This is a genomic window from Glutamicibacter sp. AGC84 (genome assembly GCF_053543575.1).
Genome location: NZ_JBLVOC010000009.1, coordinates 1 through 26,556, shown reverse-complemented (window position 1 = coordinate 26,556; position 26,556 = coordinate 1). Strand labels below are relative to the sequence as shown.

The window sequence follows — 26,556 nt, the reverse complement described above, 5'->3', positions numbered from 1 at the left end:
TCGCGCACAACGCGCATCACGGGCAATGTATGACGCTTCACGGCCCAGCCTTGACGGCAAGCCCCACGGCGCGGAACTGCCGGTGTGCTCTGCCCTAGGATAGGAGGGTGCGTAGGGTCTTTGGAATATTTTCGGCTGCAACAGCCATCGTGGTGGCACTGAGCCTCAGTGCCGCGGCCGGAACCGCCGGCTTGGTGATCGTCGTGGGCCAAGGCCTGGATGAACTCATGGCCCATCGGCCGCTGGGCACCCAATGGTATGCCAGCGCCTTCGGCGAACTGCTGATCATGGCGGTTGCCACCTTCCTGGTCCCGGTCGTGATCTCGCGCAACAGCCTCGACCTGACCGAGTACCACCGCATGAAGCTGCTCAAGCACTATCTGTCCATCGGCCCGCTGGCGGTGCGCGCCTCCGGCGATGGGGAGCTGCTGCATGCGGCGATGGACTCGGTGGAACGGTCCGTGAAATACCGTTCCAGCTTCATCGGCCCGGCCATCTCCGCGGTAGCCACCCCGGTATTGATCCTGTGCTTCATCGCCTTTGCCATCGACCCGCTCAGCGCACTGGTACTGCTGGTTCCCACCGCGCTGGTCCCGGTCATCGTCCTGGGCTTCCAGCGGCGCTTCGGCTCCTCGAACGGCGAGTACCGCCGAGCCCAGGGCATCCTCTCGGCGACCTTCCTGGACGCACTGCGCTCGCTGGGCATGCTCAAGCTCAACGGCGGCAGCCGGTGGATGGGATCGCGCATCGAGCAGGCCACCGAACGCGTACGCCAGCAAGTGATGAAACTGCTGGCCCGCAACCAGTTGATCTTGCTGGTCATCGATTCCAGCTTCGCCGTGCTGCTGCTCGCCAGTGCCGCCCTGCTGGCCTGGTGGCGCGCCAGCTCCGGGGCCATCACCCCGGGTTCTGCCCTGTCCCTGGTGATCCTGAGCTTCCTGATGCTCGCCCCGGTCAACTACGTCGGCAGCTTCTTCTACATCGGGATGACCGGCAAGGCTGCCGAGAAGAAACTGGCCGAAGTCGCCGACATCCCCATGCACCGCTCCATGGCCAATCCGCTGCACGTGGACCTGCGCCACCGCGATCTGATCCTGGAAGAAGTCAGCGCCAGCTACGACAGCGGGCACCACGCGCTGGACAAAATTTCCTGGCATTTCCCGGCCGGTTCGCGTACTGCCATCATCGGCCCCTCGGGCAGCGGCAAGACGACGCTGCTGCGCGTGCTCCAGGGCCAGCTCGAAGCGTCCTCCGGCACCATCCGCGATGCCCGCCAAGCCATGGGCCCGGCAACCTTGAAGGCCAATACCGCCGTAGTGGAACAGCACGCCACGCTCTTCGGCATGAGCCTGCGCGAGAACCTCCTGCTCGGTGCGCCCCGGGCTGCCGACGGCGAACTGCTCGTGGCGCTGCGCCAGGTCGGCATGGGAGCGTGGTTCGAGGCGCAACCCGGGGGATTGGCCCAACGCCTGGGCGAGGGCGGGGCACGGCTTTCTGGCGGCCAGGCCCAGCGCCTGTCGCTGGCCCGCGCCCTGCTGGCGCAGCGTCCCGTGCTGCTGCTCGATGAGCCCACCAGCGCCTTGGACGTCCAGACCGAAGCGGACGTGCTGGGGACCCTGCGCTCCTTGGACCGCAGCACCACGGTCATCACCGTCACCCACCGGCTGGGGTTGCTGGCCGACTACGACTATGTTCTGGTCATGGACCACGGACAGCTCATCCAGGCCGGACGCCGTGACGAGCTGCTGGCCGCCGACGGCTATCTCAAGGAAGCCATGGACGGATTCCGCCAACGCGCTGATGCGCTGCATGCCAGTGGCCGGAGCCAGCTGGGGGAGGGGAACTAATGCGCACGCAGAAAATCTCCACTATCAAAACCGTCGCCTGGCTGATTGGCAGCACCAAGGACCTGCTCCCGCCGCTGCTGCTGGCCTGCGTGCTGGCCTGCGCCACTCGCCTGGCTTCGCTGGGGATCTACGCCGTGGCCGGGTTCGGCCTGGCCAAGGCCCTGCACCTGGGCGGTGCGCAGCTGCCTATGGACCTTGGCTGGGGACCGCTGATCGCTGTGGTCATCCTGCTGGGGCTGGTCAAGGGCGCGGTGCGCTACCTGGAGCAGTATGTAGGGCACCGGGTGGCCTTCCTGTCCCTGGCGCGGCTGCGCAACCGCATGTACCAGGCATTTGAACGCCAAGCGCCCTTCGCCGCGGACAGCAAGAATTCCGGCGGCATGCTCGCCAAGGCCACCAGCGACATCGACAAGGTCGAAGTGTTCTTCGCCCACACCCTGCCCCCGGCCGTGGCGGCAGTGGCAGTCAGCGGCCTGGCAACCTGGGGAACCTGGGCGGTATTCGGCATGCAACCGGCCCTCGTGCTGCTCGCCGGCTATGTGCTGATCGGGCTGGCCATCCCGGCCATTGGGGTCGGCGCCCTGCGCCGTACCGCGCGGGCCACCGCCAGTGCTCGCGGCACCCAGAACCAGCTGCTGGCCGACACGCTTGCCGGCATCGACGTGATTCACGGATTCAATGCCGGCAAACCCGTCATGGCGCGGATGCGCGAAAGCCTGCACGAAAGCCGGCAAGCGGCGCGATCGGCCGGAACCCTGGGCGCGGTACGGGCCACGCTGACCCAGCTGGTGGTCTGGGGCAGCCTGCTCGCGCTCTTTGTCCTGCTGGGAACCGCCGGGCAGTTCGGCATGCTGATCGTGCTGTGCTGTGCCCTGGTCCCTTCCTATGAAGCGGTGCGCGCGGTAGACGGGTTCATCCTGGGCCTGCAGGATTCGCTGGCCAGCGCTCGCCGGCTGTACGCCACGGCGATAACCAGCCATCCGGTTTCCGAACCCGCCAACCCGGTTCCCCTTCCTGCTTCCGGCACCTTGCGCGTGGCGGATCTGTCGGTTGCCTTCGAGCGCCATCGGGTAGTTCGCGGCGTGGATTTCGAGCTGGAACCAGGCTCCCTGCTCGCATTGGTGGGCGAAAGCGGCTCCGGCAAATCGTCGGTCGCAGCAGCCCTGGTGCGCTCGGTGGAAGCTGCCGGCACCGCCAGCTTCGGCGATGTGCCGCTGGAGGCCGCCAGCTTGGCGCAGCTGCGCACCCGGATCATCCTGGTCTCCCAAGAGGCGGTGATGATCCGTGGAACGCTGCGCGAGAATCTCTTGCTGGGTGCAGACGGGATCAGCGACGCCGAGATGGAGCAGGTCCTCGACGAGCTGGGCATGGGCCCCTGGCTGCGCCAGCAGAAGGCCGGATTGCAGACCCGGTTGGGGGATCGCTTTGCCCGGCTTTCCGGTGGCCAGCGCCAGCGCGTGGCCCTGGCCCGGGCGCTGCTGCGCAACCCCGCGGTATTGATCCTCGATGAATCCACTAGCGCCCTGGATGCACGCAGCGAACAGCTGGTCCTGGAAGCAGTGGAACGCCGCCGCGGTGAAGGGATGGCGGTGCTGATGATCAGCCACCGGCTATCGATCCTGGCCCGGGCGCAGAACGTGCTGGTGCTCCATGAAGGAGTGGTGCTGGAACGCGGTGCGGCGCCAGCGCTATTGGCCGATGGGCAATCCTTGTTCTCCCGCATGGCCGTGCGCGAAGCGGACCGGATTTTGCCAAGCTGATCCACGCCCCGCTCAATGGATGGAACTGACAAGGCAGCGGGGAGGTACTAGGCTCGCATCATGATGCGAATAGTGGTTCTCCTGTTCCTGGCTGTCCTATTCACTGGCTTCGTGGTGACCGCAATCCTTGCCGGCACCTCCGGGGAATGGGTGTGGTGGATCCTCGTAGTGCTCACCGGTTTGCTGGTGCTTCTGGGCATCAGGGACCTGCTGCAAAAGAAGCATGCGATCCTGCGCAATTTCCCGATTGTCGGGCACGCCCGCTACCTCTTCGAATTCATCCGCCCCGAGATCCAGCAGTATTTCATTGAGCGCAATACCGATGGCCGTCCTTTCAACCGCGACACCCGCTCGCTGATCTACGCGCGGGCCAAGGGCGCCGATAGCCATAAGGCTTTCGGCACGGAGCTGAATGTCAATGAAGTCGGCCACGAATACCTGCTGCATTCGGCAGCTCCGGTGGCCCCGGTAGCATCGCAGCACCGCGTACGGGTGGGGTCCAGCCAGTGCTCGCAGCCCTATGAGATTTCGCTGATGAATATCTCCTCGATGAGCTTCGGCTCGCTTTCTGCCAACGCCGTGCTGGCGATGAACAAGGGCGCCGCGATGGGAGAATTCGTCCATGAAACCGGTGAGGGCGGGCTGACCAAGTACCACCTGGAATACGGGGCCGACTTGTTCTGGGAAATCGGTTCAGGCTACTTCGGCTGCCGTACCGAGCAGGGCCGCTTCAACCCCGAAACCTTCGCTGCCAAGGCGAACCATGAAAGAGTCAAGGGCATCACCATCAAGCTCTCCCAGGGCGCCAAGCCCGGGCTCGGCGGCGTGCTGCCGGCTGCCAAGGTCACCGCGGAAATCTCCGAGGCCCGCGATGTCCCGATGGGCGTGGACTGCATTTCACCGGCCAGCCACGCAGAATTCTCCACCCCGCGCGAATTGATGCACTTCGTAGCGAAGCTTCGCGACCTCTCCGGTGGCAAGCCAGTGGGCATCAAGTTCTGCGTTGGTTCCCGCACCGACGTCATGGCCCTGTGCAAGGGCATGCTGGAAACCGGCATCCTGGTGGACTTCATCACCATTGATGGTGCTGAAGGCGGCACCGGAGCTGCGCCGCTGGAATACGAGGACCATGTTGGCGCCCCGCTGACCGAAGGCTTGATGCTGGTGCACAACACCTTGGTGGGTGCGGGACTGCGCGACGAAATCCGCCTCGCCGCGGCAGGCAAGGTCGCCAACGGCTCCGACATCATCAAGCGGCTGATCCAGGGAGCGGATTTCACCTTCTCGGCGCGTTCCATGATGATGGCCACCGGCTGCATCCAGGCCCAGCAGTGCCACACCAACCACTGCCCCGTAGGCGTAGCCACGCAAAACAAGCGCCTGATGCGTGCCCTGGATGTGGAGGACAAGGGCCACCGCGTCTACAACTACCATCGCTTGACCGTCACCGAATGCGCGCAGATCATGGCATCGATGGGACTGACCAGCCCGGAGCAGCTGAACACCCGGATGCTGCGCCGCCGGGTGAACCTGCAGTCCACTCGCTCCTACGCTTCGCTGTTCCAGTGGTTGCGTCCCGGCGAACTGCTCGAGGATATTCCAGGTTCCTGGATGGAAGACTGGGATGAAGCAGACGCGGACCACTTCGGCGAGCATGCACCGCTGGCCTACACCGCGCCCAAGAGCGTGGATATCACCCCATCGGTGGTTCGCGAACCAGCCGATGCAGTGAACGCACCGCGCATCGAGCCCAGGGATTCAGCCAAGGTGCGCCCGGTGCATGCAGATGTCACCCGGCCAGAAGGCAAGCCGGGAGCTGACAGCTAGCCTTCCGAATCAGCAGCCAGAGACCGCAACGCCTCGTGGTCCACTTCCTCCAGCGAAGCCGGAATCCACGTGGGGTTGCGGTCTTTGTCGATGACCTGGGCACGGATGCCCTCGGCAAGATCGGCACGGTGCATCAGGTAGCGAGCCAGGCGCAGTTCGCGGTCCAAGGCCGAACGCAGGTCCTGCTCCTCACGTGCAGCCCGCACGTTGTAGAACGCGCTGGCCACGCTGGTCGGGGAATTCGCTGCCAGCATCTGCGCGGCACGCTGCGCCGAAGGATGGACCATCTGCTCCAAGCGTGCCAAGACTTCCTGCGGGGTGGCGGCACTGAAAGCATGATCGATCCAGCCGCGGTCCAGTTCCAAGGCGAAGGACTCGGGCGCACCGTGCATGACCTCGATAGCAGCCGCGATCTCTCCGGCATTCAGCCCCGCGAACTCATCGAGCTCATCGAGGATGTTCTGGGCGAAGTCCTCGGTGACAACGGCATCGGCAAAACCGAGAAGTACGGCATCGGCACCGGTGAAGGACTGCGCACTCATTGCAAAGAACTCGCCGAAGTGGCCCGGCGCGCTGGCCAGCAGGTGGCTGCCTCCCACATCCGGGGTGTAGCCGATCTTCGCTTCGGGCATTCCCATGGTGGCGTTCGGGGTCACCAGGCGCACCGGTGCGTGCGAGGCCAGGCCGATGCCCCCACCCATGGTGATGCCATGGGCCAAGCTGATCAGGGGCTTGGGATAGGTGGAGATCAGGTAATCCAGTTCGAATTCTCTCGCGAGCAGATCGATGAAATCCTGATGGCGTCCGGTGGTGACTGCTGCGTGGAAATCGGCGATATCTCCTCCGGCACAGAAGGCGCGTTCGCCGCGGCCGGTGAGCAGCACCAGCGAAATCGACGGGTCCACGGCCCACGCACGCAGCACCCGGCCCAGCTCAATGAGCATTTCCAGGGTCAACGCATTGAGCTTGCTGGCACGGTTCAGCTCGATGTGGCCGATTGGTCCATGCACGGCCGAGATGACTACGCCATCGCTGGAAGATGCAGGGGTCTGGTTCTCCACCGGGACATTCCTCTTTCTTGGGACGGATGCAGGCAACAGTGGCGCCGCGGCGCAACGAATCAGCGGGAGAGCACCTGGGCGAGCCGGTCCAATACCAGCGCGGCCTTCGGCTTCTTGGAATTCTCCGGTTTCAACGCGAAGATGGAGCGGGCCAGGCGAATCTCGGGGGCATCAACGATGCGGATGCCTTCCGGAGCGTTGGCCATGGCCAGATCGGGAACCAGGGCGGCGCCCAGTCCCGAGGAAACCAGGCTCAGCGACGCATTGAAGTCGTCGCAGTAGGCAGCCACCTGCGGGTGGATGTTGTAGGAAGAGAACAAGCGCGAAATCAAGGTGGCATCCGAGGTGCCCGGGTGGTGGAAGATCCATGGCCATTCGGCCAACTGGTCCACGGTCAGCTGGGCGTCTTCAGCGATGGGCCAGGACGCCGGGATCACTACCCGGAACTGGTCATCGCCCAACCAGGTGCGCTCCAGGGACGCTGGCCACGACAGTCCGCCGGGTCCCACCTGGAAGATCAGTGCGAGGTCGAGGTCGCCGCCGGTGCCAAGGCCTGCGACAGTTTGCTGGGGTTCGCCGATCCACAGGCGCAGGTTGATGCCCAAGGAGGACCAATCCGGTGCCTTGAGGATTTGCGGCAGCGCGTAGGTCGCCAGCGAGGGGAAGATGCCAAGCTTGATTTCCTCAAGGTCGGTAGCTTCGGTGGAGATGGTGGCGACGTCTGCCATGAGGGCGTCGAGGTCGGTGAGCACCCGTTTGGCATGGCGCACCATGCGCAGGGCGCCTGGCGTCGGGGTGATGGAGCGTGCGCCGCGCAGGAACAGCGTGGTACCGGTGCTTCGCTCCAACGCTGTCATCTGCTGGGAGACAGCGCTGGCCGTGTAGCCCAAGCGGGTTGCGGCCGTGGCAAAGGAACGATGCGCCACCACTTCGAGCAATGTGCGCAGATGAACTGGATTAATCACTTCTAAAGTCTATGGCCTTTAGCCAAAGATTTGCTTAGCCCACGGCCTAGAGTTCGTCCTCAAGGTCAACAAGCTCTGTGCTTTCCTCGTCGTCGTCATCGTCTGCGGCGAATTCGTTGTCGAGCTGGTCTTCGGTTTCCAGGTCATCGTCGTAGAGGTAATTGCGCTGTGCCAGCGGGTCGAGGTTGCGCATGGTTTCCGGCATGTCGCTTGAGCCCTCATAAGCCTGGGAATCGCGTCCGTCATCCGGTTCGTAGATGTCGTTGCCGAACTCCGGCGCAAATTCTGTGGTGTCGAAATCCTTCGTCATTGCGTACTCCTTCGTCGAATACGAGGGATCCGCCGGAAGCCGGGGATTTACCTCGTGACTTCTCGTATCACCAGAGTAGGACGCTGCTTCGGGAAACGAAAGACTTGTTTTCTGCAGCTGACAGTGAATGACTTCTCAGTGGTCATGTTCGGCATAGTGCTCCAGCAGGGGAGCGGCACGGTAGGCCAGGTGCGTATGGAGCGCGAAGGTTGTTTCCGAACGGGTGACGCCCTTGACGCGCAGGATCTGGCGCAGTGCTGATTGCAGCTGGTGGGTGTCGGTGGCGATGAGCCGCACCCAGAGATCTCCACGTCCGGAGGTCTCGTGGATTTCCAGCACGCTGGGGATCTGGCGCAGCGCGGTGACCACGGTATCCAGATCGCGGTGGTTCACTTCCAACGTCACGAAGGCCAGGACGTCGTAGCCGAGCTTGCTCAGATCGATGTCGCGGCCGCCGTCGCGGAGGATTTCGGCGCGCTGCAAACGGCGCAATCGCGACTGAGCTGTGTTGCGCGCAACACCGACCTCATCTGCGAGTTCAGAGATTTGGATGCGGGGATCCTTGATCAGTGCGAGCAGCACTTTCAGGTCTACATCGTCTAATCGCACTATATGCTCACTCCGGGTTATCTGCGGGGACAAAATATTGAACAATCTGCTCAAATGCTAGCAAGAAATCTCTCTCGTTGCTTTTAGCAGGCGGATATTAGTGAGTGAACGATCTGTTGTAGTAGACAAACGCAAGCAGAACGCTCAACTAACCGGTGGGGCAGCGAGTGGCCCCACCGGTAAAAACTCTTTCTGGGCATTCTTCGTGCCCAGCTGGTCTGGACTACTTTGATCCCGGGAGTGAATTTGTCGGTTATCAGCGAGCTGCGCATGCAGCCAATGAACCATCGCGTACTCTTCTGGAACCCCGGGCTGACCGCTCGACTGGTGATCACCGTGTCCGTCAGCTTCCTGCTGCTGGTCGGAGCCAACCTGGCCACCCCGCTGTATCCGGCACTCCAATCCGAATTGCACCTTGGCGCCATGGGAACCACCGTGGCCTTTGCCAGCTACGTCTGTTCGCTGATGCTCTTCCTATCCACCGTGGGGCATTGGTCGGATCATATCGGACGCCGTGCGGCGCTGGTGATCGCGGTCGTTGTTTCCTTCGCTGGAACCCTGGTCTTCGGATCGGCCGGCAACCTGCTGGAACTGTGCCTTGGCCGTGGCTTGCAGGGCGCCGGTGTCGCGCTGGCTACCGGTGCTAGCGCCGCGGCCCTGCGTGAACTTCTTCCTGCGCGGCCTGAGTGGGCTTCGCGATTCACCCTCTTGGCCTCATCGGGCGGTGTCGCCTTCGGACCGGTCTTGGGCGGGCTGCTGGCTCATCTGCCCGGCGGGCGCACTACCGTGTTCATGGTGCAGGCGTTCTTGCTGCTGCTGGTCCTGGTCCCGTTGAGCACACTGCAGGCCCGTCCGGCCATTGCGCTGGCTGAGCGCGGCCAGCGAAGCAAGGCACTGGCCCCACGCCGCTTGGGCGTCCCCAGCTCGGCCCGGGCACCGTTCTGGCTCGCTGCCCTCGTCGGCTTCTTGAGCTTCGCCATCTTCGGCTTCGTGCTGTCCTTGGCACCTGGGTACTTCGCCCAAGCCTTTGGCCTGGATTCGGTGCTGGTCATTGGCCTGATTGCCGGCCTGCCCTTGGGCATATCCGCCCTGTCGCAGCTGGTCGTGCGCGGCGGCAAGGCCTTGCTGCCTATCGGTCTGGGATTGATGGCGGCCTCCACCGTAGTGCTGGCCGTAGCTGCCGAGCATCGCCAGCTGCCATGGGCCATCGCGGCATTGGTATTCGTGGGCCTGGGCCAGGGCATGGCCTTCCGCACTGCCTTCGCTCAAGCGGTGGACGCGGTCAACGACAAGCAGCACGCCCAAACCGTGTCCACCATATACCTGGTGACCTACCTGGGCAGTGCTGTTCCAGTCATCGCGCTGGGCTGGGCCGTCGGGGTCTTCGGGCAGCAGCAGAGCATCCTGGTCTTCTCCATCGGCTGCGCCGTGGTGGCGGTAGTGCTAGCCGTCTGGGCACTGGCAGGACTGCGCAAAGCACGCTAGAACCGGGCGAACTGTGGAGGCATGACTAGTCCCCTTCCAGCGCCTGCTAGCCGCGGCGCTCAGTGGGCCGTGGCTGCACGCATCTACATTTCTGCACTGTGGCTCGGCCTCATCATCGGCATTTCATTCATCGAGGCACCACTGAAATTCACCGCACCCGGAATCACCATTCCCCTGGGTCTGGGCATTGGACGCCGCGTCTTCTTCGCCATGAACATGGTCGAGATCATCTTCTTCATTGCCCTGGTGGCCGGGTCGGCCAAGCGCGCTGCCGGCAAGGCCTGGGGCTGGGGCGTAGGGCTGGTCGGCCTATTGCTGCTGATTAAAACCGCAGCGATCCGCCCGGGTCTGTCTGCGCGTACCGATGCGGTGCTTGCAGGAGTCTCCGATGGCGGATCGCTATGGCATTACGCCTATATTGGCGTGGAATTCTGCTTGACCCTCGCTTTGGTTGCGCTGCTGCTGATGGCAGCCAAGCGCTGGATCAGAATTACCGGGCGCTAGCCAGCTGGCAGGCCTCGGCGGTAATCATCACCGAGTCGAGTCGAGCGTGCTCCTCGGTGGGGTAATGGATGGTGATCAGTTCATCTGCCTGCGCTGCCGAAGCGAAGTGGCGCAGGTATTCGGCAACCTGTTCTCCGGTGCCCACCGCGGTGTAGCGCATCATGTCCAGGATCTGCTGCGCCTGCGGAGTATCCATGAGCATATCGATCTCAGCTTCGGTGAATTCCTTCTTCGCGGAACGGCCGATGAAGCTTGACACGCGATGGCGCTTGGCAACGTCCAGCAGTTCATGCGCTCGTTCAGCCGTTTCCGCAGCCAGCACGCCTACGCCGGCAATGACATACGGCTCAGCCAGTTGCTCTGAGGGGGTGAACTCCTCGCGGTAGATGCGGATCGCTTCATGCAGCGCAGCCGGTGCGAAATGCGAGGCGAAGGAATACGGCAGTCCCAGCTGGGCGGCGAGCTTGGCACCGAAGAGCGATGAGCCCAGTATGTACAGCGGAACGTTGGTTCCTGCTCCCGGGGTCGCCTGAACGGTAGGAACCTTGGATTCGCCGGCGAGATAGGCCTGCAGCTCCAGCACATCGTGCGGGAAGGAATCGGCGGCCGACGGGTCGCGGCGCAAGGCACGCAGGGTGGTCATGTCGGTACCCGGTGCACGGCCCAAGCCCAAATCGATGCGGTCGCCGTAGATTTCGGCCAACGTGCCGAACTGCTCGGCGATCACCAGAGGGGAGTGGTTCGGAAGCATGATGCCGCCCGAGCCGAGGCGAATCTTCTCGGTGTGGTGGGCTATGTGGCTGATCAGCAACGAGGTCGCGCTGGAAGCAATGGTGGGCATATTGTGGTGTTCCGCGTACCAGACGCGTTCATACCCATGGCGTTCTGCAGTTTGCGCCAAGCGGACGGAGGACTTGAAAGAGTCGGAAATAGTTGTTCCGGGTTCAACCGGAGCAAGATCCAGAATAGATAGCTTCACACTGGGTACAACCGGTGGCGTACGGGAAGTATTCCAGTAATTTCGGCCTCAAACGCAAGGAACGGCTATCCGCAGTGCGGATAGCCGTTCCTTGGCTAAGTCTGGCGTTAGCGCCAAAGACCTTCTTTAGAGAGCGCGAATGTCTGCAGCCTGCAGACCCTTTGGACCCTCAACAACTTCGAACTCCACCTTCTGGCCCTCGTCCAGGGTGCGGAAACCCTGGGTCTGGATTGCAGAGAAGTGTGCAAAGACGTCTGGATCGCCGCTGTCTGGAGCGATGAAGCCGAAGCCCTTTTCAGCGTTGAACCACTTGACGATTCCGGTTGCCATTTTCTTATTTGGTCCTTTCAGACGTTTCTCGCCGGTTTAGTTGGCGAGCTTGGTTGTAATCTGCGCATCCTCCGAATTCCAGGATGGAGAACGGATAATGCGAAGCAGCCAAGTCATTCACTTCACGTCTAGAAGGGGGCTCGCGTCAACCGAGGTGGTACGACATTCACAAACTTCTAACGGGTACTTCGCGAATTACTTTGGAACTACATTGCCTAGCCTACGTGTTTGGTGACGACAAATGAATAACTTTGAACCAATTAATCAGAAATTTGGTTAAGCGGTGAGCCGAGTTCACCGAAATGCCGGTTTGATGACGCGGAATACGACCACGGCAGCGATCAGGGACAACGCCGCGGCGATGCCGGATGTCAGCAGGACTCCGTGGTCGAAGGCCATGGCTGCGGAGCCCAGCAGAGCTTGCGCATCGGCGGCGCTCAAATCGGCGGCGACCTGGTGCGCTCCGCCCAAGGTCTCGCCGGCAGTTTGCAGCTGGGCATCGGTCAGCGAGCTGGGCGCGAGCAACCGCGAGGTGTAGACCGTATTCAGGATGGTACCGAGCACTGCAATGCCCAGTACCGAGCCCACTTCGTAGGCGGTTTCCGAGATCGCCGATGCCGCGCCGGCCTTGGAAGCGGGTACTGCGGAGAGCACCATGTCATTGGACAAGGTCTCGGTCATGCCGATTCCCGTACCGAGGACAGCAAACGCGGTCATGAGCAGGAAGGAATTGGATCCCTCCCCGGCCAGGATCACCAGCAGGTAGGCGACCGCGGAGAGGATCAGGCCGATGGCCATGATGTTCGGCGTGCCGAAACGGCGCGAGAGCGCCACCGAGAGCAATCCGAAGCCCATGGTCAGCACCAGGCCCGGGGTCATCCACAGTCCCGCCACCAGCGGGGAGAACCCTGCAATGAGCTGCAGATGCTGGGAGACGAAGTAGATGAAGCCCACCAGCGAGAAGATGCCGATCAGGTTGACCATCAACGCGCCAGAGAACAGTGCGTTGCTGAACAAGCGGACATCGAGCATCGGCTGTTCGGCCTTGAGCTGCCGGCGTACGAAAGCCGCACCGCAGGCAATGGCCAGGACGATGGCCGCGGCCGAGAAGTACCACGGGGCAGTTACCGCAGTCTTGATGGCGTAGACAAAAGGCAGGAGGGTGAAGACCACCAGCAGGATCGAGAACGGATCCACGCGGCCCGGGTTCGGGTCCTTGGATTCGGGAACAAGGATCATGCCGCCGATCAGCAGGGGCAGGAGCATTGGCACGGCCATCAGGAAGACCGAGCCCCACCAGAAGTGCTCGAGCAGCACGCCGCCGACAATGGGGCCAAGCACAGCACCGCCGGAGAAGGCCGCCGCCCACACCGCAATGGCGGTCCGGCGTTCGGTATCATCCGGGAAGATATTGCGGATCAAGGACAACGTGGCCGGCATGAGCATTGCGCCGAAGACGCCAAGCAGGGCACGGGCGGCCACCAGCTGGGTGGCATCCGTGGCGAAAGCGGCGAGGGCGGAAACCAGTGCGAAGCCGGTCGCGCCGATCAGCAGCAGCTTGCGCCGGCCGATGCGGTCGCCCAGTGATCCCATGGGGACCAGCAGCCCGGCCAGGATCAGCGGGTAGATGTCGATAATCCACAGCAGCTGGTTCCCCGAGGGGGACAGGGCTCCGGTGATTGCCGGGACCGCGAAGGAAAGCACGGTGTTGTCGACGGAAATGAGCAGGACAGGGAACAGCAGGACCACCAGTGCCGCCCAACGGCGCGGCTTGCTGAGCACTGTAACGCGTTCGGAGATATTCGAGGTCATGACGTTCGCCCTTGGATAGGTAGTGGAATGCGCGGAGATTTGCCCGCAATTGTTAACTGTACCGTCTAGACGGTATAGTTACAATTGTTGGTAAAGTCAGATCGATCACGAACTACACCTTGGAACGGAGAACTATGGCTCGCCCACCTGCTGCCCGCGGCAAAGTGCTTGACGCTTATATCGCGCTCTTGTGCGAAGAGGGGGAGCGGGCAGCCACGCTGGATGCCACGGCCGCACGCGCCGGGGTCTCCAAGGGCGGGCTGCTCTACCACTTCGCCTCCAAGGATGCGCTGGCGGACGCGGTCATCGAGGCCGCGGAGGAACATGTTGCCCGTGATGTCGAGGGGATGCGCACCTCAGCGGAAGGGGCGTCCGTTTATTACGTGCGCACCAGCGCGGAAGTCGATACCGAATTGGATCGGCACCTGGTGGCCCTGCAACGCCTGGCCCAGGCCGGGGTCAAAGCCGCGACGGAAAAAATCGAGAGCACCAATGAGCGCTGGTACCGGTGCATTCTGGATGAAGTCGGTAGCAAGGACATCGCGCATCTGGTGATGCTCGCCGGCGAGGGGCTCTACGCGAACCTGGCCCTGCCCGGGACTTGGTACGAACGCAATTTTGATGGCGAGCTCAATCGCTTACTAGAGTTGGTCTCGAGAATAAAAAAGTTGGGAAACCTCAACGAATAGCGAGCAGGTAGAAATCAATGAAGAACAAGAGCGTTGCTTCTCCAATCAGAGGACGAGTTGGAGCGCTGCTTGGCATCCTGCTGCTGGCACTGTCCCTGCGCGCCGCAGTGGTGTCAGTATCCCCATTGCTCTCCCGCATTGAAGCGGATATCGCGTTCACCGAGTTCACCACCGGCCTGCTGGCAATGCTCGCGCCCATTGCTTTCGCAGTCTTCGGACTGCTCACTCCGCGGCTGATCAAGGCTTTCGGCCTGGAAAAAACCCTGATGATCTCGCTGGGCCTAGCTGTCATCGGCCAGGTAGCGCGGATCTTCATGCCCGAGGTCTATTCCTTCCTCGCCCTGTCCATCATCACCTTGGCTGGCTACGGCATGGGCAATGTGGTGCTGCCACCGTTGGTCAAGAAGTACTTCCCTGACCGTATCGGCATGGTCACCAGCGGCTATGTCACGATGCTGGCCATAGGCACCTGGATGGCCCCTCAGTTCTCTGTTCCACTGGCCAATCTCAGCGACTGGAAGATCTCCATTGGTTCCTGGGCCGCCCTGTCGGGCATCGTGCTGGTGCCATGGCTGGTGCAGCTGCTTGCCGACCGCGGGACACAGCGCCCGGATAATCCCGTCCACGCCAGCGGGCATCCGCAACCTATCGCTAAGATCAACCCCTGGAAGTCCAAAGTGGCTTGGGGCCTGGCAATTTTCCTGGCCGGCAACTCGGCGCAGACCTACGTCTACTTCACCTGGCTTCCGCCCTACCTGCAGAACCGCGGTCTCGATGAAATGGCAGCGGGCAACATGCTGGCGCTCTTCGCGATCCTCGGCCTGCCGGTCAGCCTGCTGGTTCCGCTCTGGGTGCCTCGGCTGAAGCACCCGATCATTGCAGTCCTGGTCTTCACCTCGTGCTGGATTGCCGGGCACCTTGGCATCTACCTGTCGCCAACGCAGAACACTGCGCTGTGGATCTGCCTGGCCGGCCTCGGGCAGGGCACCTTCGCCATTGCGCTGCTGATGATGAACCTGCGCTCGCGCACGACCTACGGTTCAGGCGTGCTCTCGGGCTTCGCCCAGGGCCTTGGCTATGCCGGTGCCGCAGTGGTTCCCATGCTCTTCGGCGTGGTGCAGAAAGCCACCGATTCATGGGGTGCGGCCTTCTCGATGCTCGGCGGCTGCGTCATCGTGATGCTGGTCGGCGCGATCATCATCAATCCGCCGCGCACCATCGAAGACGATTCGCCAGGCACCGAGGACCTGGGCAAGCTCGAGCGCATCGACTAGAAGTGGCGCTGCGGACCCTCGCTGCACGGTGGCGTGGGGCGGGAGCGATGCCAATGGCCCGCGGCCAACGGGACCGACCAGCCGAAGCGGATGGAAGCCACGCGGATGGCAAAAGCCAAGGCGGCAATGCCGGCGCCCACCGGAACGTTCATCAGCCCCAGATGCCAGGCCACGGCGGTGAGCACGGCACCCACCATGGCGGCCAACGCGTAGATATCGCGCGGGTTGAACAAATCAGGGGTGACGTTGGAAATGACATCGCGCATCAAGCCGCCGCCTACGCTGGTGATGACACCAAGCAGGACCGCGGTGACCGGATTGAAGTCGTGTTCCAGGGCCTTGAGCGTACCGGTGACGCAGAACAGGCCCAGGCCTGCCGCGTCGAATAGCTGGACCAGGCGGTGCAGCTTCTGCACCGCGGGGGTAAACGCGTAGACGCACAGCGCCGCGAGCACCGGAGGCACAAAGTAGACCGGATGCGCGAAAGTCGCCGGGGACTGATTGAGAATCAAATCCCGCACCACTCCGCCGCCCAGTCCGCAGACCCCGCCGAGGAAGGCCGAACCGAGCAGATCGAAGCCACGGCGCGCGGCCATCAATGAACCCGCGACGGCGAAGAAGAAAATGCCCATGAGCTCGATCAGGATGTACATTTCGGGCCTTTTGCAGGTCAATCAGTGGGTGGTCAAGGCTCAATTATTGCTCACCGGCGAGCTCAGCCAAGAATCTTGGCGAGCTTGACCAGGGTGTTGTGGTTACGGGTCGTCACAATGCGTTGCTTTGCCTGTGCGGCCATGAGCTTCCCGAGGGGATTCGCGGTGCTTTCGCCCTTGCGGACAATCCACGCTACGGCACGGCCCTGGACCAGGTAGGCTCCTGGCCCAGCGGGTCCCTGGATAGCGGCGCCCACCGCTTGGGCATCCTCAGCCGATTCGCAGAGCGTGAAGTAGCCATGGTGTTCGCTGGCCGGATCAGGCAAGGGCAGCGGGAAGGGCTGGGACAGCTGCTGGATTTCCGCGACGGTGCAGACAAGCGTGGGAATCGGCCGCTGGTAGTGCCCGGCCAGAACCGCATTGCAGTGCTCCTGTACTTCCAACGGATCGGAACTGGATGCGCTGAGCACCGCATTGCCACTGGCCAAAAGGGTTTTCACGTCGGTGAAACCAGCAGCGAGAAGCAGCTGGGCCAGGTCCTTCATCAGGACCTTGACCCCACCGACATTCACCCCGCGCAGGAATACGGCGTATCTAGTCATGGATCAATCCAAGCGCATCGGATTGATGCTTGTCGAGGGTCGTTGTGAGTCATAAAGATCGCTAGGATCAAGAATATGCCTACGCACTTACCCTTTGGATCATGGCCATCATCGATTTCCGCGCATGACGTCGCTGCCGGAACCAAGCCGCTGGGCGGAGCCTGCTTCTTCTCAGGCAAGCTCATTGTCCAGGAAGGCCGTCCTGCCGAAGGCGGGCGCATCACGCTCATGGAATACGGCACCGACGGCACTGCCGGTGCAGAGCTCATCCAGGCACCATTCAACGTGCGCTCCCGGGTCCACGAATACGGCGGCTCCAGCTGGATGATCATCGAGGGCGGCACCCCGGCCATTGTCTTTGCGAACTTCGCTGACCAGCGGGTTTACCGGCAAACTGTCGGGGAGCACGATGCCGCGGCCCTGACCCCCGCCAGCGTAGCCGACGCAGACCCGCAGCTGCGCTTCGCCGAATTCACCCCGGGTCCAGAAGGCAGCATCCTGGCCATCATGGAAGACCTGCGGGCAGAACCGGTACGCCACATCGTGCAAATCCCACTGGACGGCAGCGCAGCCGAGGACCCGGGCAAGATCCGCATCCTCAGCGCCCCGGCGCGATTCGTTGCAGCGCCACGGCTGAACCCCGCGGGAACCCGGCTGTCCTGGATCAGCTGGGAACATCCGAATATGCCGTGGGACTCCACCGAGCTGCACCTGGCTGACTTCACCGAAGACGGCGTACTGGAGGACACCGTCATCGCCAGTGGAGCAGAAGTCTCGGTCATGCAACCGGAATGGCTCGATGATGACCAGTTGGCTTTCATCTCCGATGCCAGCGGCTGGTGGAACCCCTACCTCTACCAGGACAGCTCGGCACGCACCACCCGGCTGGTTGACCGTGCCGCAGAATTCGCCGGCCCGCTCTGGCAGGTGGGCACACGATGGTACCTGGCAGAAAGCGCCCGCACCCTGCTGTGCTCCTACGGCACCGGCACCACCAAGCTGGCACGCCTGCACGCGGACACCGGGGGATTGGAAGACCTCGCGCTGCCATTCACCGGCATCCGCCCGTTCGCGCTGCGTGACGGGTGGCTGCTCGCTGGCACGTCATCGATGACCCAGGGCGAAGAAATTACCTTGATCAATCTCGACACCTTGGAACACCACCCGGTGACCCGTGCGATTGCGCAGCTGCCGGATCCAGCGGTGCTTCCGGAGGTTGAAGAGTTCGAGTGCAAGAACCTCGCCGGCCAGTCCGTCCACGCGTTGCTCTACCGGCCTTCCCAGGAAGGTTTCGCAGGAATGGAGGGCGAACTGCCGCCCTTCGTCACCTTCGTGCACGGCGGGCCGACCAGCCAGGCTTCCCCGACGCTCAGTGCCACGGTTGCCTATTACACCTCGCGCGGGATCGGGGTAGTCGACGTGAACTACGGCGGCTCCACCGGCTATGGCCGCGAATACCGCAACCGCCTGCGCGGCGCCTGGGGTGTAGTCGATGTTGCCGATACCGTCGCCGTGGTCAACGCGCTGGTAGCGCAGGGCATTGCCGACCCCGCACGCATCGGCATCGAAGGCGGCAGTGCCGGCGGGTGGACCGTGCTGTGCGCGCTGACCTTCTCCAATGCCTTCACCGCGGGCGTCAGCCGCTACGGTGTTTCGGATCTGGTGGGCCTGGTGCAGGACACCCACGACTTCGAATCGCAGTACATGTTCACGTTGGTCGGACCGTATCCGGAAGCTGCTGATCTGTACGAGAAGCGCGCGCCAATCAACCACGTGGCGAAGATTTCCTGCCCCGTATTGCTGTTGCAGGGGGATGAAGACAAGGTGGTGCCGCCGGCGCAGTCCCAGATCGTGGCGGACGCGCTGGCCGAACGCGGCATTGCCCATGCCTACATCCTCTTCGAAGGAGAACAGCACGGGTTCAGGAAGTCGGAGAACATCATCAAGGCGTTGGAAAGCTCATTGGCCTTCTACGCGCAGATCTTCGAATTCCAGTCGGACGTTCCTGCAATCGTGCTGTCCTAGGACAGATCAGGACCTGGATCCGGGGCCTGCCAGGAATCCCGCAAGCGATCCATTTCGCGGCGGTCCTTCTTGGTGGGCCGGCCGGCGCCGCGTTCGCGGATCGGCACCTGGGGAATGACCAGGCGTTCGCGCGGCGGGGTGTGGTCGATGTAGCATTTTGCGGCAACTGGCGCGCCGACGCGCTTGGAGATCAGCCCGCTGACTTCCAGCTCGCGGTCGAAACCGTCTTTGCGCACACGGATGCGATCACCGGAGACAACGGTTTGCGACGCCTTCACCGGATCGCCGTTCAAGCGAACATGTCCGGCACGGCAGGCAGTGGTCGCGGACGAACGAGTCTTGTAGATGCGTACTGACCACAGCCACGCATCGAGACGTACTTTGCCGCTTCTTGGAATTTCGACCATGGGAAAATTCTAGATCAGCAGGTGGCTAGTGCCGCTGAAGCTGCTAAACCGTAGCCTCGTCGCAAATCCCGATCAGGCGCTGCTGCAGCGCTTCGGGTGCTTGGTCTCCTGAATTTGCGAGCTCCTGGAGCACATCGACCAAGTCTTGCGGCAGGCCACCGCCCTGGACCGACTTCACAATGGACGAGAGGACACGAAGTTCGCTAGCGTCAATGGTGCCGTCCTGGACCGGTGCGCAGGCCTGGCGCACGATTTCCTTGGACGCTGCATCGGTCAGCTGGTTAGCCGCGTCGGCCGCGGTGTCTTCAACAAATGCGCATCCGGTGCTCAATAGCGCCATACACGAAATCGCAACGAGTGCTGTTGCCTTTCGAACTTTCTCAATCCCCATAACAATAAATCATAGCCATGGAGATTGAGTTTCTGCTGAATGCCAACCGAGTCGATCATCTGAAGATCGGATGGCATGATGCACAATGGATCGGTGACTAGCGAGCAGAAGAACACCGCAAATGACAGCGCAACGGGGCAGCAAATCATTGCCCAACTGGCCCGGGAACTCTCCGAGGAATCCGCGGTAGCCCTCTGGCAGATCAAGGCAGCGATCGAGCTCCTGGACTCCGGATCCACCGTTCCCTTTATTGCCCGTTACCGCAAAGAGGTTACCGGCATGCTCAGCGACAGCCAGCTGCGCCTGCTCGAAGAACGGTTGCGCTACCTGCGTGAATTGGAAGACCGCCGCGCAGCTGTACTGGAAGCCATCGCCGAAGCCGGCAAGCTGACCGACCAGCTTGCCGAAGCGATTCGCGCCGCTAGCACCAAGGCGGAACTCGAAGACCTGTACTTGCCATTCAAATCCAAGCGCCGCACCAAGGCCCAGATTGCCCGCGAGGCTGGCCTGGAACCCTTGGCCGATCTGCTGCTCGCGGACCCAATGACGGATCCGGTGCAGGCAGCTGCCGACTACCTGAACCCGGATGCAGGATTTGCCACCGACGCAGATGCGCTTTCCGGCGCGCGTTCCATCGTGACCGAGCGCGTATCCCAGGATGTCGTTCTCGCCGGTGAACTGCGCGAACGCCTGTGGAACACCGGCAAGATCGGTGCCAGCGTCGCCTCGGGCGCCACCGCAGAGGGCCAGGGAAAGTACTCCGATTACCTGGACTATGTGGCACCACTTGATCGCTTGCCATCACACCGGGTCCTGGCCCTGCTGCGCGGTGAACGCGAAGGCGTGCTGAATCTGCAGCTCGCTGAAGCTGATCCACGCGACGAGCGTGCCTTGGACGAAGCACGCAGCGCCTACGAGAACGCTATCGCCTCCTCCCTGGGGCTGAACGTTCCCACCGGTGCGCCGGCTGCCAAATGGATTGCGCAGACTGTGCGTTTGGCGTGGAAAGCCCGCCTGCTGACCCGCTTTGAATCAGACCTGCGCTCGCGCTTGTTCGAGGCCGCTGAAGACGAATCGGTGAAGATTTTCGCGGCGAACCTGCGCGATGTGCTGCTGGCGGCGCCGGCCGGGAACAAGGCCGTGCTGGGCTTGGACCCGGGCCTGCGCACCGGTGTGAAGGTTGCAGTGGTGGACCTGACCGGCCAATCGGTGGAAACGGCAACGATCTATCCCCATGCGCCAGCCAATAAATGGAATGAATCGATCGCGGTACTGGCCAAGCTAGCCCAGAAGCACGGCACCACGCTGATTGCGGTAGGCAATGGCACAGCGGGGCGCGAAACAGACCGACTAGCTGCCGAGGTCATCAAGGTGCTTGGCGGCGAGGGCGTCAGCAAGGTCATCGTCTCGGAAGCCGGCGCTTCGGTCTACTCGGCCTCCGAGCTGGCAAGCCAGGAATTGCCGGATATGGATGTGTCGCTGCGCGGCGCGGTATCGATCGCCCGCCGCTTGCAGGACCCGCTGGCCGAGCTGGTGAAGATCGATCCGAAGTCCATCGGCGTGGGCCAATACCAGCACGATGTCACTGCCTCGAAGCTGGACCGCGCGCTGGATGCGGTGGTCGAGGACTGCGTGAATGCCGTAGGCGTCGATGTGAATACCGCATCCCCTGCCTTGCTGGCCCGGGTAGCCGGCGTGGGGCCGCTGCTGAGCCGCAATATCGTGGATCACCGTAACGCCAACGGCCCTTTCGCTACCCGCAAGGATCTGCTGAAGGTACCGCGTCTGGGAGCCAAGGCCTTTGAACAGTGCGCGGGCTTCTTGCGCATTACCGGTGGCAAGGAGAAACTCGATGCTTCCTCGGTGCACCCCGAAGCTTATGTCCTGGCCAAGACCCTGCAGAGCAGCGCTGAGGCGCAGGGCCGCCGGCTTGAAGAGCTGAACCCGCAGGACTTCGCCACGGACCAGTTTGGCGAGCCAACCATTCGTGACGTGATTGCCGAGTTGCGCCGTCCTGCCCGCGACCCCCGTGGCGAGTTCGTGACGGCCACGCTCAAGGAAGGCGTCGAGACCATCAAGGACGTCAAGCCGGGGATGGTCATGGAAGGCACCGTCTCCAACGTTGCGGCCTTCGGTGCGTTCGTGGACCTGGGCGTCCACCAGGACGGCCTGATCCACGTCTCGGCCATGAGCAGCAAGTTCATTTCGGATCCTCGCGAAGTGGTCAGCTCCGGCCAGATTGTCAAGGTCAAGGTGCTGGAAGTGGATACCGTGCGCAAGCGCATTTCGCTGACTCTGCGACTGGATGACGAACTGCCTGCTGCTGGCGCGGAGGCCAGGAATTCCGGGCCAGGCGAACGCAAGGGACCGGGAGCTGGCCGTTCGGCGCGCCCGGGCCAGAACCGCACTGGGCAGAGCCGCACTGGGCAGAACCGCAAAGCCGAGCCCGCGCAGGGCAAACCGGCTGCACCGGGCAACACCGCGATGGCCGAGGCGCTGCGCAGAGCAGGACTGGGCAAGTAGGTTAGCATCGTATCGGCATGCCTAAGTTAGGTTAGTATCGGCTACATTAACTCGATCCCAACTTGGGATGATTCCCTAATTCAGGTTTGACTAAGTGAGTCCGAACTTCGGTGACAAGGTGGCAAAACAGGTTTAGTCTGATGACATGGAACTTACAGGAAAACTGGCAGAAGCCTTCAGCACCCAGGTAACTCTCGAACTAACCGCAGCAACGGTTTACCGTCAGCTGGCAGTTGAAATGGACGTATTGAGCCTTCCCGGCATTGCTGGCTGGTTCCGTGCCCAGGCCGGCGAGGAAATCGTGCACGCGGAAAAGTTCATGACCCACATGACCGACCGCTCGGCCCACCCGAAGATTGGCGAGCAGCCTGCCCCGACTGTGAATGTGAACAGCGTTGCAGATGCCTTCGCGGCTTCCTTGGCTCACGAGCAGAAGGTCTCCGGAGCGATTCGCGAGCTGTACCGTTTGGCACAGACCGAGGGCGACATCGACTCCCTGCCGCTGCTGCACTGGTTCATCGATGAGCAGGTTGAAGAGGAAGCCACCGTTGGTGAAATCCTGGATCGGGTCAGGATGATCGGCAACGATGGAAGCGGCCTGCTGCGACTGGATGCAGAGCTCGGCTCGCGTTCTTCCGCATCCTAGGAGGCGGCGAAGCACGCATCTTCTAAAAATGGAATAAACTTAGGGAAGCAACCGGTGGTTGCTTCCCTAAGTTTTTTCATTTGAGGTGGTTGTGAACCAGGTGGGCTATCCACATCAGTCGGCTCGGACGTCGTCCATTGCCAATACCCACCGGACGACTGCCTCGCTCAAGCTGCGCAAGGGCGCCGGCCGCCACTACGTAGTGCAGAGCCATTTGGAGCACGGCACAGAGCTGGTCCTGATTGAGGTCAACGGCTCGTGGGCGCATGTTCTCGTGCACCAGATCTACGGTTGGCTGCCGAATATCTATCTTGAAGCGATCCCGGCGGTCTTTGACGAGCCGGTAGTTGCCGAAGACGATGACGAGCTGGCCGAGCCAGTTCTTTCACGCTATTCATTGATCGAAGCCACCCATGCGACGACGGCAACGTTGAATCTGCGCAAGGGCAGCGGCACTGGGTATCCGGTGCTCAAGGTCATTGACCAGGGGTCCAAGGTCCGCTCGATGCTCCAGCAGGGATTGTGGTCCCAGGTGCAGTGCGGCAAATTGCTGGGCTGGGTTCCCAGCATGTACCTGCAGGAGATTCCCTCCCGTCCAGCCAAGGGCGGGCTGATCGCCGTCCCCAACCAGCGGGCACTGACCACCATCGGACTGAACGCGAGACGCGGTCCTGGCGACCATTACTCGCTGGTGCGGATTCTTCCGGCCGACACGGCCGTGGTCATCGTTGCGCGCCAGGGCGCGTGGCGGCAGATTGACCGTGACGGCGAAGAAATGTGGATCCCTGCCAGTCAGCTTCGCACGGTGTACTGACCAGATTCGATTCTGTTTCAGGCGATCTGCAGATCTGCAGACGAAACCAATCCGGATTCTGTCGCCACTACTGCCAGCTGCACACGATTGGTGACGCTCAGTTCCTCCATGATGCGCGCCAAGTGGAGCTTCACCGAGCCTTCGGAGATGTGTGCGATACGGGCGATCTGAGAATTGGTGAGCCCGGCCGCGACCAGGCGCACCAGGCTCCGATCGCGGTCGCTGAGCTTGCGCACGACGGATTGCTGGCCTGAGCGGCGCACGATTTTCGCGGTCGATTCCCAGCCGTCCGACGGCTGGGCAAAAAGTTGGTAGCCTGCAGCGAGCATGCGCAGTGCGCTGGGCAGTTCCGCGCTGATGGAGCTTTTCGAGATCAGCCCCGAGCTGCCAGCATCGTAGGCCTTGGCGATATCGTCCCGCTGGTATCGGGTAGCCAACACCACGATCTTGGTATTTGGTGCACTCTCGGAGATTTCGCGGATCGAGGAGAACAGATCCGTCCCATTCAGCGACGATTCCAGGATGACGAGGTCCGGCTCCAGCTCGGCTGCAGCTTGAACGGCCTCGGACATGCAATCCGAAACATGCTCGATCACCATGTCGCTGGCCTCGGCTAAGACGCCAGCAATCCCGGCCCGTGAGAAATGGTCACTATCAGCCAGATGAATACGGATATGAGACATACAAGAATCCTCCATCACTACGAACTGGAATTGTCCTGGCCAATCCTTCCTAACCCGTTCTGAGGCGGGGAAAGCTAGCAGGTGATTCACAGTCTATGGCCAACTAGTCAAATCCCTTGGTTTGACAGATAGCATTGCAAGGTTGTTGTCATATTGTTACATCACTGTTTGGGTAAATTTTCATGTCAGTGGTTGTAAGTGCATTATTTCCTCAAATGGCAGGAAGTTAAATTACTGTTCAGTATTACCTGCTGGCCATCGAATCTGACCGTGTGGCCAAGAAGTTTGACCTGAGTATGCAAAGAAATGGCTGAAAGAAACCTGTGAGTCGGGGTTCGTCCAGCATAGGGTCAAATAGGAGCTCTTTGGGGTTCCCTAGATCACAACCAACTTTTGGAGGATAGTGGTGCAAGCAAATAATTTGCCACCTAAGAATGGCAAGAAACCGCGTGCCGCACGCCGCGTTCTTGCAGGGGCAGTCGTTGCCAGCCTATTCGTGGCTCCTACCGTAACTGCCGCATACGCGGCACCTGCTGACGGCTCTGAAGCCCTGGGTCGCGTACTGGATCTGAACTTGCTGGACATTCCTGTTGCTGACGCTGGTTTTGCCTATGCTGGCAATCCAAGCGCGCCGGGCCCAGTTCATAATCCACTAAACGTTGAAGCTTTGGGTGCTCTGAACCTCAACTTGGGTACAGGACTCAGCAACGTGCCATTGATCAACGGTGACGGCACTGGACTTCTGACCTTGGGTGAAGCTGGAGTTCTTAGCTCGTACGCCGAAACCCCGAGTGTGACTAGCGCGAAGGCGGGAGCAGGCGCAGTCAGTGCTGATGGAACCATCGGTCTCGACGGCACTAACTCGGGCGATATGACTGCGAACGTCGACTTGACCCGATTGCTTGGTCAACTCGGTGTAGACGGATTGACCGACCAGATTGTCGACGAAGCATCGTTGGAGATCGGCGCGTTGGGCTCAACCGCTGACAAGACCGACGGCACCTTGGATACGCAATACCTAGTCGCAGGCGCGTCTGCCACCGTTAGCAGCCCTGCAGTCGAGGGCTTGACTAGCGCGCTAGGCGCCGTTGTCGATGATCTTGGTACGACACTCAACACTGGTTTGTCGACTGAAGGTGTACTGGGCACCATTACTTCTGGCCTTGAAGCAATTGATATCGATCTGCGCCCTCTCGCGCGTATCGGTGTCACAGATTCAACGGTTGCCCTTAATGGTATTGACGCGGCTTTGTCGCAAGTCAAGAACGACGTACTGACTGGCGTCGTCACTTCTGATACTGGGCTGGTAACCATTGATCTCGGGTCAGGCGACATTAGCGTTGACCTTTCAAAGATCACTACTGGCGGACTCAATGGTAAGCCTGCAAATTATGAAGTGCTAAGCACCACGGCAGTTCAGGAAATTGCAGATGAGATCACTCTTGCACTTTCGAATTTAGTAACGGATCTTCGCGACAGTATGGTTGCGGCGCTTGACCAAATCGACATCGTGGTAAATCTTGGCCTAGAAGCGCGTTTGCTACTTCCCCTGGCATCAGGTACCGCAACCGTAGAAGGAAGCGTTGCTAGCTTCTTGGGATTAGTTGAAGACCAGCCGACGACGAACGTCGATCTGACTCTGGCGGGACTCGACCTCGGAGCCCTTATTACTCCTTTGGCCACTGGTGTAGTGGATGTCGTGGGCAGTGCCTTGGGTACCTTGGTCAATCCGGTAATTGACGGACTGCCTGGCGTCATCACCGGAATCGTCAATGGCGTAACGGATCCTCTGGAACCAGTAGTTGAAGGGGTTCTCAACGAGATCGTTGAGATCACCGTCAATGAGCAGGGAACCACTGTAATCGACGATCCGGATAGCGAGCAGGATTCTACGGAGGCTGGCGACTACGTTGCTGCGCTTTCGGTGACGCTGCTGCCTGCAATGGGTGATAGTGCAAACAAGATCTCGTTTGCACGTTCCGAAGTACGAGCTGCGGATGAAGCATCAGTCATCATCACTTCCCCGGAAAATGGTGCACAGATTCCGGAAGGCGAAGTCGTTACCGTTGAAGGTTCTGCTCAACCAGGCAAGACCATCACCGTAACGCTAGATGATTTGACCGAGGAAGCCATCGTTGGCGAAGACGGGACTTGGACCGTCGAGTTTGAAGGCGTGACTCCCGGTGAAAAGACTGCAGTAGCGACTGACGGCGACGATGATGCGAATTCTACGGACGAAGTCACTTTCGAAGTAGTTGCCGCAGCGGTTGATGCTGACGCTACCGATGCAGTTGATGCTGACGCTACCGATGCAGTTGATGCTGACGCTACCGATGCAGTTGATGCTGACGCTACCGATG

Annotated in this window: 24 protein-coding genes; 12 read left to right on the top strand and 12 right to left on the bottom strand. The window is 61.5% G+C overall.

Annotation, left to right across the window (positions count from 1 at the left end):
* The first annotated feature begins 107 nt into the window (after positions 1 to 107).
* From ACNPN0_RS06165 to ACNPN0_RS06155, 3 genes are read left to right on the top strand one after another with little or no spacing between them, the layout of a single operon-like run.
* Complete coding sequence (locus ACNPN0_RS06165; protein WP_448937235.1) at positions 108 to 1,847, top strand: ABC transporter ATP-binding protein/permease; 1,740 nt, start codon at positions 108 to 110, stop codon at positions 1,845 to 1,847.
* Positions 1,847 to 3,607, top strand: coding sequence for an amino acid ABC transporter ATP-binding/permease protein (locus ACNPN0_RS06160; RefSeq protein ID WP_133834881.1), 1,761 nt, complete (start codon positions 1,847 to 1,849; stop codon positions 3,605 to 3,607). Before ACNPN0_RS06165 ends, ACNPN0_RS06160 begins: the two co-directional genes overlap by 1 nt.
* A 60-nt stretch (positions 3,608 to 3,667) precedes the next feature.
* Positions 3,668 to 5,434, top strand: a complete 1,767-nt coding sequence (locus ACNPN0_RS06155; RefSeq protein ID WP_105658864.1) for an FMN-binding glutamate synthase family protein — start codon at positions 3,668 to 3,670, stop codon at positions 5,432 to 5,434.
* On the opposite strand, the gene ACNPN0_RS06150 is transcribed toward ACNPN0_RS06155, so the two are convergent.
* From ACNPN0_RS06150 to ACNPN0_RS06135, 4 genes are all read right to left on the bottom strand, one after another.
* Entirely contained in the window at positions 5,431 to 6,495 is a 1,065-nt protein-coding gene (locus ACNPN0_RS06150; protein WP_133834880.1) for an enoyl-CoA hydratase/isomerase family protein, read from the bottom strand. The genes ACNPN0_RS06155 and ACNPN0_RS06150 overlap by 4 nt on opposite strands.
* A gap of 59 nt (positions 6,496 to 6,554) precedes the next feature.
* Positions 6,555 to 7,460, bottom strand: a complete 906-nt coding sequence (locus ACNPN0_RS06145) for a LysR family transcriptional regulator (protein ID WP_105658862.1) — start codon at positions 7,458 to 7,460, stop codon at positions 6,555 to 6,557.
* 46 nt (positions 7,461 to 7,506) lie between these two features.
* Entirely contained in the window at positions 7,507 to 7,770 is a 264-nt protein-coding gene (locus ACNPN0_RS06140; RefSeq protein ID WP_105658861.1) for a hypothetical protein, read from the bottom strand.
* Between the two features lie 135 nt (positions 7,771 to 7,905).
* Positions 7,906 to 8,382 (bottom strand): Lrp/AsnC family transcriptional regulator, encoded by a 477-nt coding sequence (locus tag ACNPN0_RS06135; protein ID WP_133834920.1) that lies wholly within the window; start codon positions 8,380 to 8,382, stop codon positions 7,906 to 7,908.
* 243 nt (positions 8,383 to 8,625) lie between these two features.
* Here ACNPN0_RS06135 and ACNPN0_RS06130 point away from each other — a divergent pair, with 243 nt between their 5' ends.
* The gene (locus ACNPN0_RS06130; RefSeq protein ID WP_448937241.1) at positions 8,626 to 9,864 is read left to right on the top strand and encodes an MFS transporter; all 1,239 of its coding nucleotides are present in this window, start codon (positions 8,626 to 8,628) and stop codon (positions 9,862 to 9,864) included.
* 21 nt (positions 9,865 to 9,885) lie between these two features.
* Positions 9,886 to 10,368 (top strand): hypothetical protein, encoded by a 483-nt coding sequence (locus ACNPN0_RS06125; RefSeq protein WP_448937236.1) that lies wholly within the window; start codon positions 9,886 to 9,888, stop codon positions 10,366 to 10,368.
* On the opposite strand, the gene ACNPN0_RS06120 is transcribed toward ACNPN0_RS06125, so the two are convergent.
* The 3 genes from ACNPN0_RS06120 to ACNPN0_RS06110 all read right to left on the bottom strand — a co-directional run bounded on the left by ACNPN0_RS06120 (position 10,355) and on the right by ACNPN0_RS06110 (position 13,489).
* A complete protein-coding gene (locus ACNPN0_RS06120; RefSeq protein ID WP_400343820.1) occupies positions 10,355 to 11,347 on the bottom strand; it encodes an LLM class flavin-dependent oxidoreductase in 993 nt (330 codons plus the stop codon). The genes ACNPN0_RS06125 and ACNPN0_RS06120 overlap by 14 nt on opposite strands.
* Before the next feature lie 126 nt (positions 11,348 to 11,473).
* The gene (locus ACNPN0_RS06115; protein ID WP_013349999.1) at positions 11,474 to 11,677 is read right to left on the bottom strand and encodes a cold-shock protein; all 204 of its coding nucleotides are present in this window, start codon (positions 11,675 to 11,677) and stop codon (positions 11,474 to 11,476) included.
* Between the two features lie 294 nt (positions 11,678 to 11,971).
* The gene (locus tag ACNPN0_RS06110) at positions 11,972 to 13,489 is read right to left on the bottom strand and encodes an MFS transporter (protein WP_448937237.1); all 1,518 of its coding nucleotides are present in this window, start codon (positions 13,487 to 13,489) and stop codon (positions 11,972 to 11,974) included.
* 134 nt (positions 13,490 to 13,623) lie between these two features.
* Between ACNPN0_RS06110 and ACNPN0_RS06105 the strand changes: the two genes are divergently transcribed.
* A complete protein-coding gene (locus tag ACNPN0_RS06105) occupies positions 13,624 to 14,178 on the top strand; it encodes a TetR/AcrR family transcriptional regulator (protein ID WP_105658857.1) in 555 nt (184 codons plus the stop codon).
* Between the two features lie 17 nt (positions 14,179 to 14,195).
* Positions 14,196 to 15,452, top strand: coding sequence for an MFS transporter (locus tag ACNPN0_RS06100; protein ID WP_105658856.1), 1,257 nt, complete (start codon positions 14,196 to 14,198; stop codon positions 15,450 to 15,452).
* Here ACNPN0_RS06100 and ACNPN0_RS06095 read toward each other — a convergent pair.
* Entirely contained in the window at positions 15,449 to 16,105 is a 657-nt protein-coding gene (locus tag ACNPN0_RS06095; RefSeq protein WP_448937238.1) for a trimeric intracellular cation channel family protein, read from the bottom strand. The two genes, ACNPN0_RS06100 and ACNPN0_RS06095, sit on opposite strands and share 4 nt — an antisense overlap.
* 62 nt (positions 16,106 to 16,167) lie before the next feature.
* Positions 16,168 to 16,707 carry a DUF1697 domain-containing protein gene (locus ACNPN0_RS06090; RefSeq protein WP_133834873.1) on the bottom strand — a complete coding sequence of 180 codons (540 nt, stop codon included), beginning with the start codon at positions 16,705 to 16,707 and terminating at the stop codon, positions 16,168 to 16,170.
* Positions 16,708 to 16,782: 75 nt separating this feature from the next.
* On the opposite strand from ACNPN0_RS06090, the gene ACNPN0_RS06085 reads away from it, so the two are divergent.
* The gene (locus ACNPN0_RS06085) at positions 16,783 to 18,732 is read left to right on the top strand and encodes a prolyl oligopeptidase family serine peptidase (protein WP_448937239.1); all 1,950 of its coding nucleotides are present in this window, start codon (positions 16,783 to 16,785) and stop codon (positions 18,730 to 18,732) included.
* Here the strand turns inward: ACNPN0_RS06085 and ACNPN0_RS06080 are convergent.
* Complete coding sequence (locus tag ACNPN0_RS06080; RefSeq protein ID WP_133834871.1) at positions 18,729 to 19,139, bottom strand: RNA-binding S4 domain-containing protein; 411 nt, start codon at positions 19,137 to 19,139, stop codon at positions 18,729 to 18,731. The two genes, ACNPN0_RS06085 and ACNPN0_RS06080, sit on opposite strands and share 4 nt — an antisense overlap.
* Positions 19,140 to 19,182: 43 nt before the next feature.
* Positions 19,183 to 19,479 carry a hypothetical protein gene (locus tag ACNPN0_RS06075; RefSeq protein WP_286172318.1) on the bottom strand — a complete coding sequence of 99 codons (297 nt, stop codon included), beginning with the start codon at positions 19,477 to 19,479 and terminating at the stop codon, positions 19,183 to 19,185.
* 129 nt (positions 19,480 to 19,608) lie between these two features.
* On the opposite strand from ACNPN0_RS06075, the gene ACNPN0_RS06070 reads away from it, so the two are divergent.
* The 3 genes from ACNPN0_RS06070 (at position 19,609) to ACNPN0_RS06060 (ending at position 23,513) form a co-directional block, all read left to right on the top strand.
* Positions 19,609 to 22,053, top strand: coding sequence for a Tex family protein (locus ACNPN0_RS06070; RefSeq protein ID WP_448937242.1), 2,445 nt, complete (start codon positions 19,609 to 19,611; stop codon positions 22,051 to 22,053).
* Between the two features lie 145 nt (positions 22,054 to 22,198).
* A complete protein-coding gene (locus tag ACNPN0_RS06065; protein ID WP_133834868.1) occupies positions 22,199 to 22,699 on the top strand; it encodes a ferritin in 501 nt (166 codons plus the stop codon).
* A gap of 100 nt (positions 22,700 to 22,799) precedes the next feature.
* The gene (locus ACNPN0_RS06060; protein ID WP_133834867.1) at positions 22,800 to 23,513 is read left to right on the top strand and encodes an SH3 domain-containing protein; all 714 of its coding nucleotides are present in this window, start codon (positions 22,800 to 22,802) and stop codon (positions 23,511 to 23,513) included.
* Between the two features lie 17 nt (positions 23,514 to 23,530).
* On the opposite strand, the gene ACNPN0_RS06055 is transcribed toward ACNPN0_RS06060, so the two are convergent.
* Entirely contained in the window at positions 23,531 to 24,196 is a 666-nt protein-coding gene (locus tag ACNPN0_RS06055) for a LuxR C-terminal-related transcriptional regulator (protein ID WP_166650865.1), read from the bottom strand.
* Positions 24,197 to 24,602: 406 nt separating this feature from the next.
* Between ACNPN0_RS06055 and ACNPN0_RS06050 the strand changes: the two genes are divergently transcribed.
* Positions 24,603 to 26,556, top strand: a 1,954-nt coding sequence (locus ACNPN0_RS06050; RefSeq protein ID WP_448938856.1) for a choice-of-anchor G family protein, incomplete at its 3' end; no start/stop codon positions are given.

Bases quoted from the DNA above. Each gene is read 5' to 3' on its own strand.
- ACNPN0_RS06160 (WP_133834881.1), top strand. From the start codon at position 1,847: ATGCGCACGCAGAAAATCTCCACTATCAAAACCGTCGCCTGGCTGATT.
- ACNPN0_RS06155 (WP_105658864.1), top strand. From the start codon at position 3,668: ATGATGCGAATAGTGGTTCTCCTGTTCCTGGCTGTCCTATTCACTGGC.
- ACNPN0_RS06140 (WP_105658861.1), bottom strand. From the start codon at position 7,770: ATGACGAAGGATTTCGACACCACAGAATTTGCGCCGGAGTTCGGCAAC.
- ACNPN0_RS06125 (WP_448937236.1), top strand. From the start codon at position 9,886: ATGACTAGTCCCCTTCCAGCGCCTGCTAGCCGCGGCGCTCAGTGGGCC.
- ACNPN0_RS06115 (WP_013349999.1), bottom strand. From the start codon at position 11,677: ATGGCAACCGGAATCGTCAAGTGGTTCAACGCTGAAAAGGGCTTCGGC.
- ACNPN0_RS06110 (WP_448937237.1), bottom strand. From the start codon at position 13,489: ATGACCTCGAATATCTCCGAACGCGTTACAGTGCTCAGCAAGCCGCGC.
- ACNPN0_RS06105 (WP_105658857.1), top strand. From the start codon at position 13,624: ATGGCTCGCCCACCTGCTGCCCGCGGCAAAGTGCTTGACGCTTATATC.
- ACNPN0_RS06100 (WP_105658856.1), top strand. From the start codon at position 14,196: ATGAAGAACAAGAGCGTTGCTTCTCCAATCAGAGGACGAGTTGGAGCG.
- ACNPN0_RS06095 (WP_448937238.1), bottom strand. From the start codon at position 16,105: ATGTACATCCTGATCGAGCTCATGGGCATTTTCTTCTTCGCCGTCGCG.
- ACNPN0_RS06090 (WP_133834873.1), bottom strand. From the start codon at position 16,707: ATGACTAGATACGCCGTATTCCTGCGCGGGGTGAATGTCGGTGGGGTC.
- ACNPN0_RS06085 (WP_448937239.1), top strand. From the start codon at position 16,783: ATGCCTACGCACTTACCCTTTGGATCATGGCCATCATCGATTTCCGCG.
- ACNPN0_RS06080 (WP_133834871.1), bottom strand. From the start codon at position 19,139: ATGGTCGAAATTCCAAGAAGCGGCAAAGTACGTCTCGATGCGTGGCTG.
- ACNPN0_RS06075 (WP_286172318.1), bottom strand. From the start codon at position 19,479: ATGGCGCTATTGAGCACCGGATGCGCATTTGTTGAAGACACCGCGGCC.
- ACNPN0_RS06070 (WP_448937242.1), top strand. From the start codon at position 19,609: ATGCACAATGGATCGGTGACTAGCGAGCAGAAGAACACCGCAAATGAC.
- ACNPN0_RS06065 (WP_133834868.1), top strand. From the start codon at position 22,199: ATGGAACTTACAGGAAAACTGGCAGAAGCCTTCAGCACCCAGGTAACT.
- ACNPN0_RS06055 (WP_166650865.1), bottom strand. From the start codon at position 24,196: ATGTCTCATATCCGTATTCATCTGGCTGATAGTGACCATTTCTCACGG.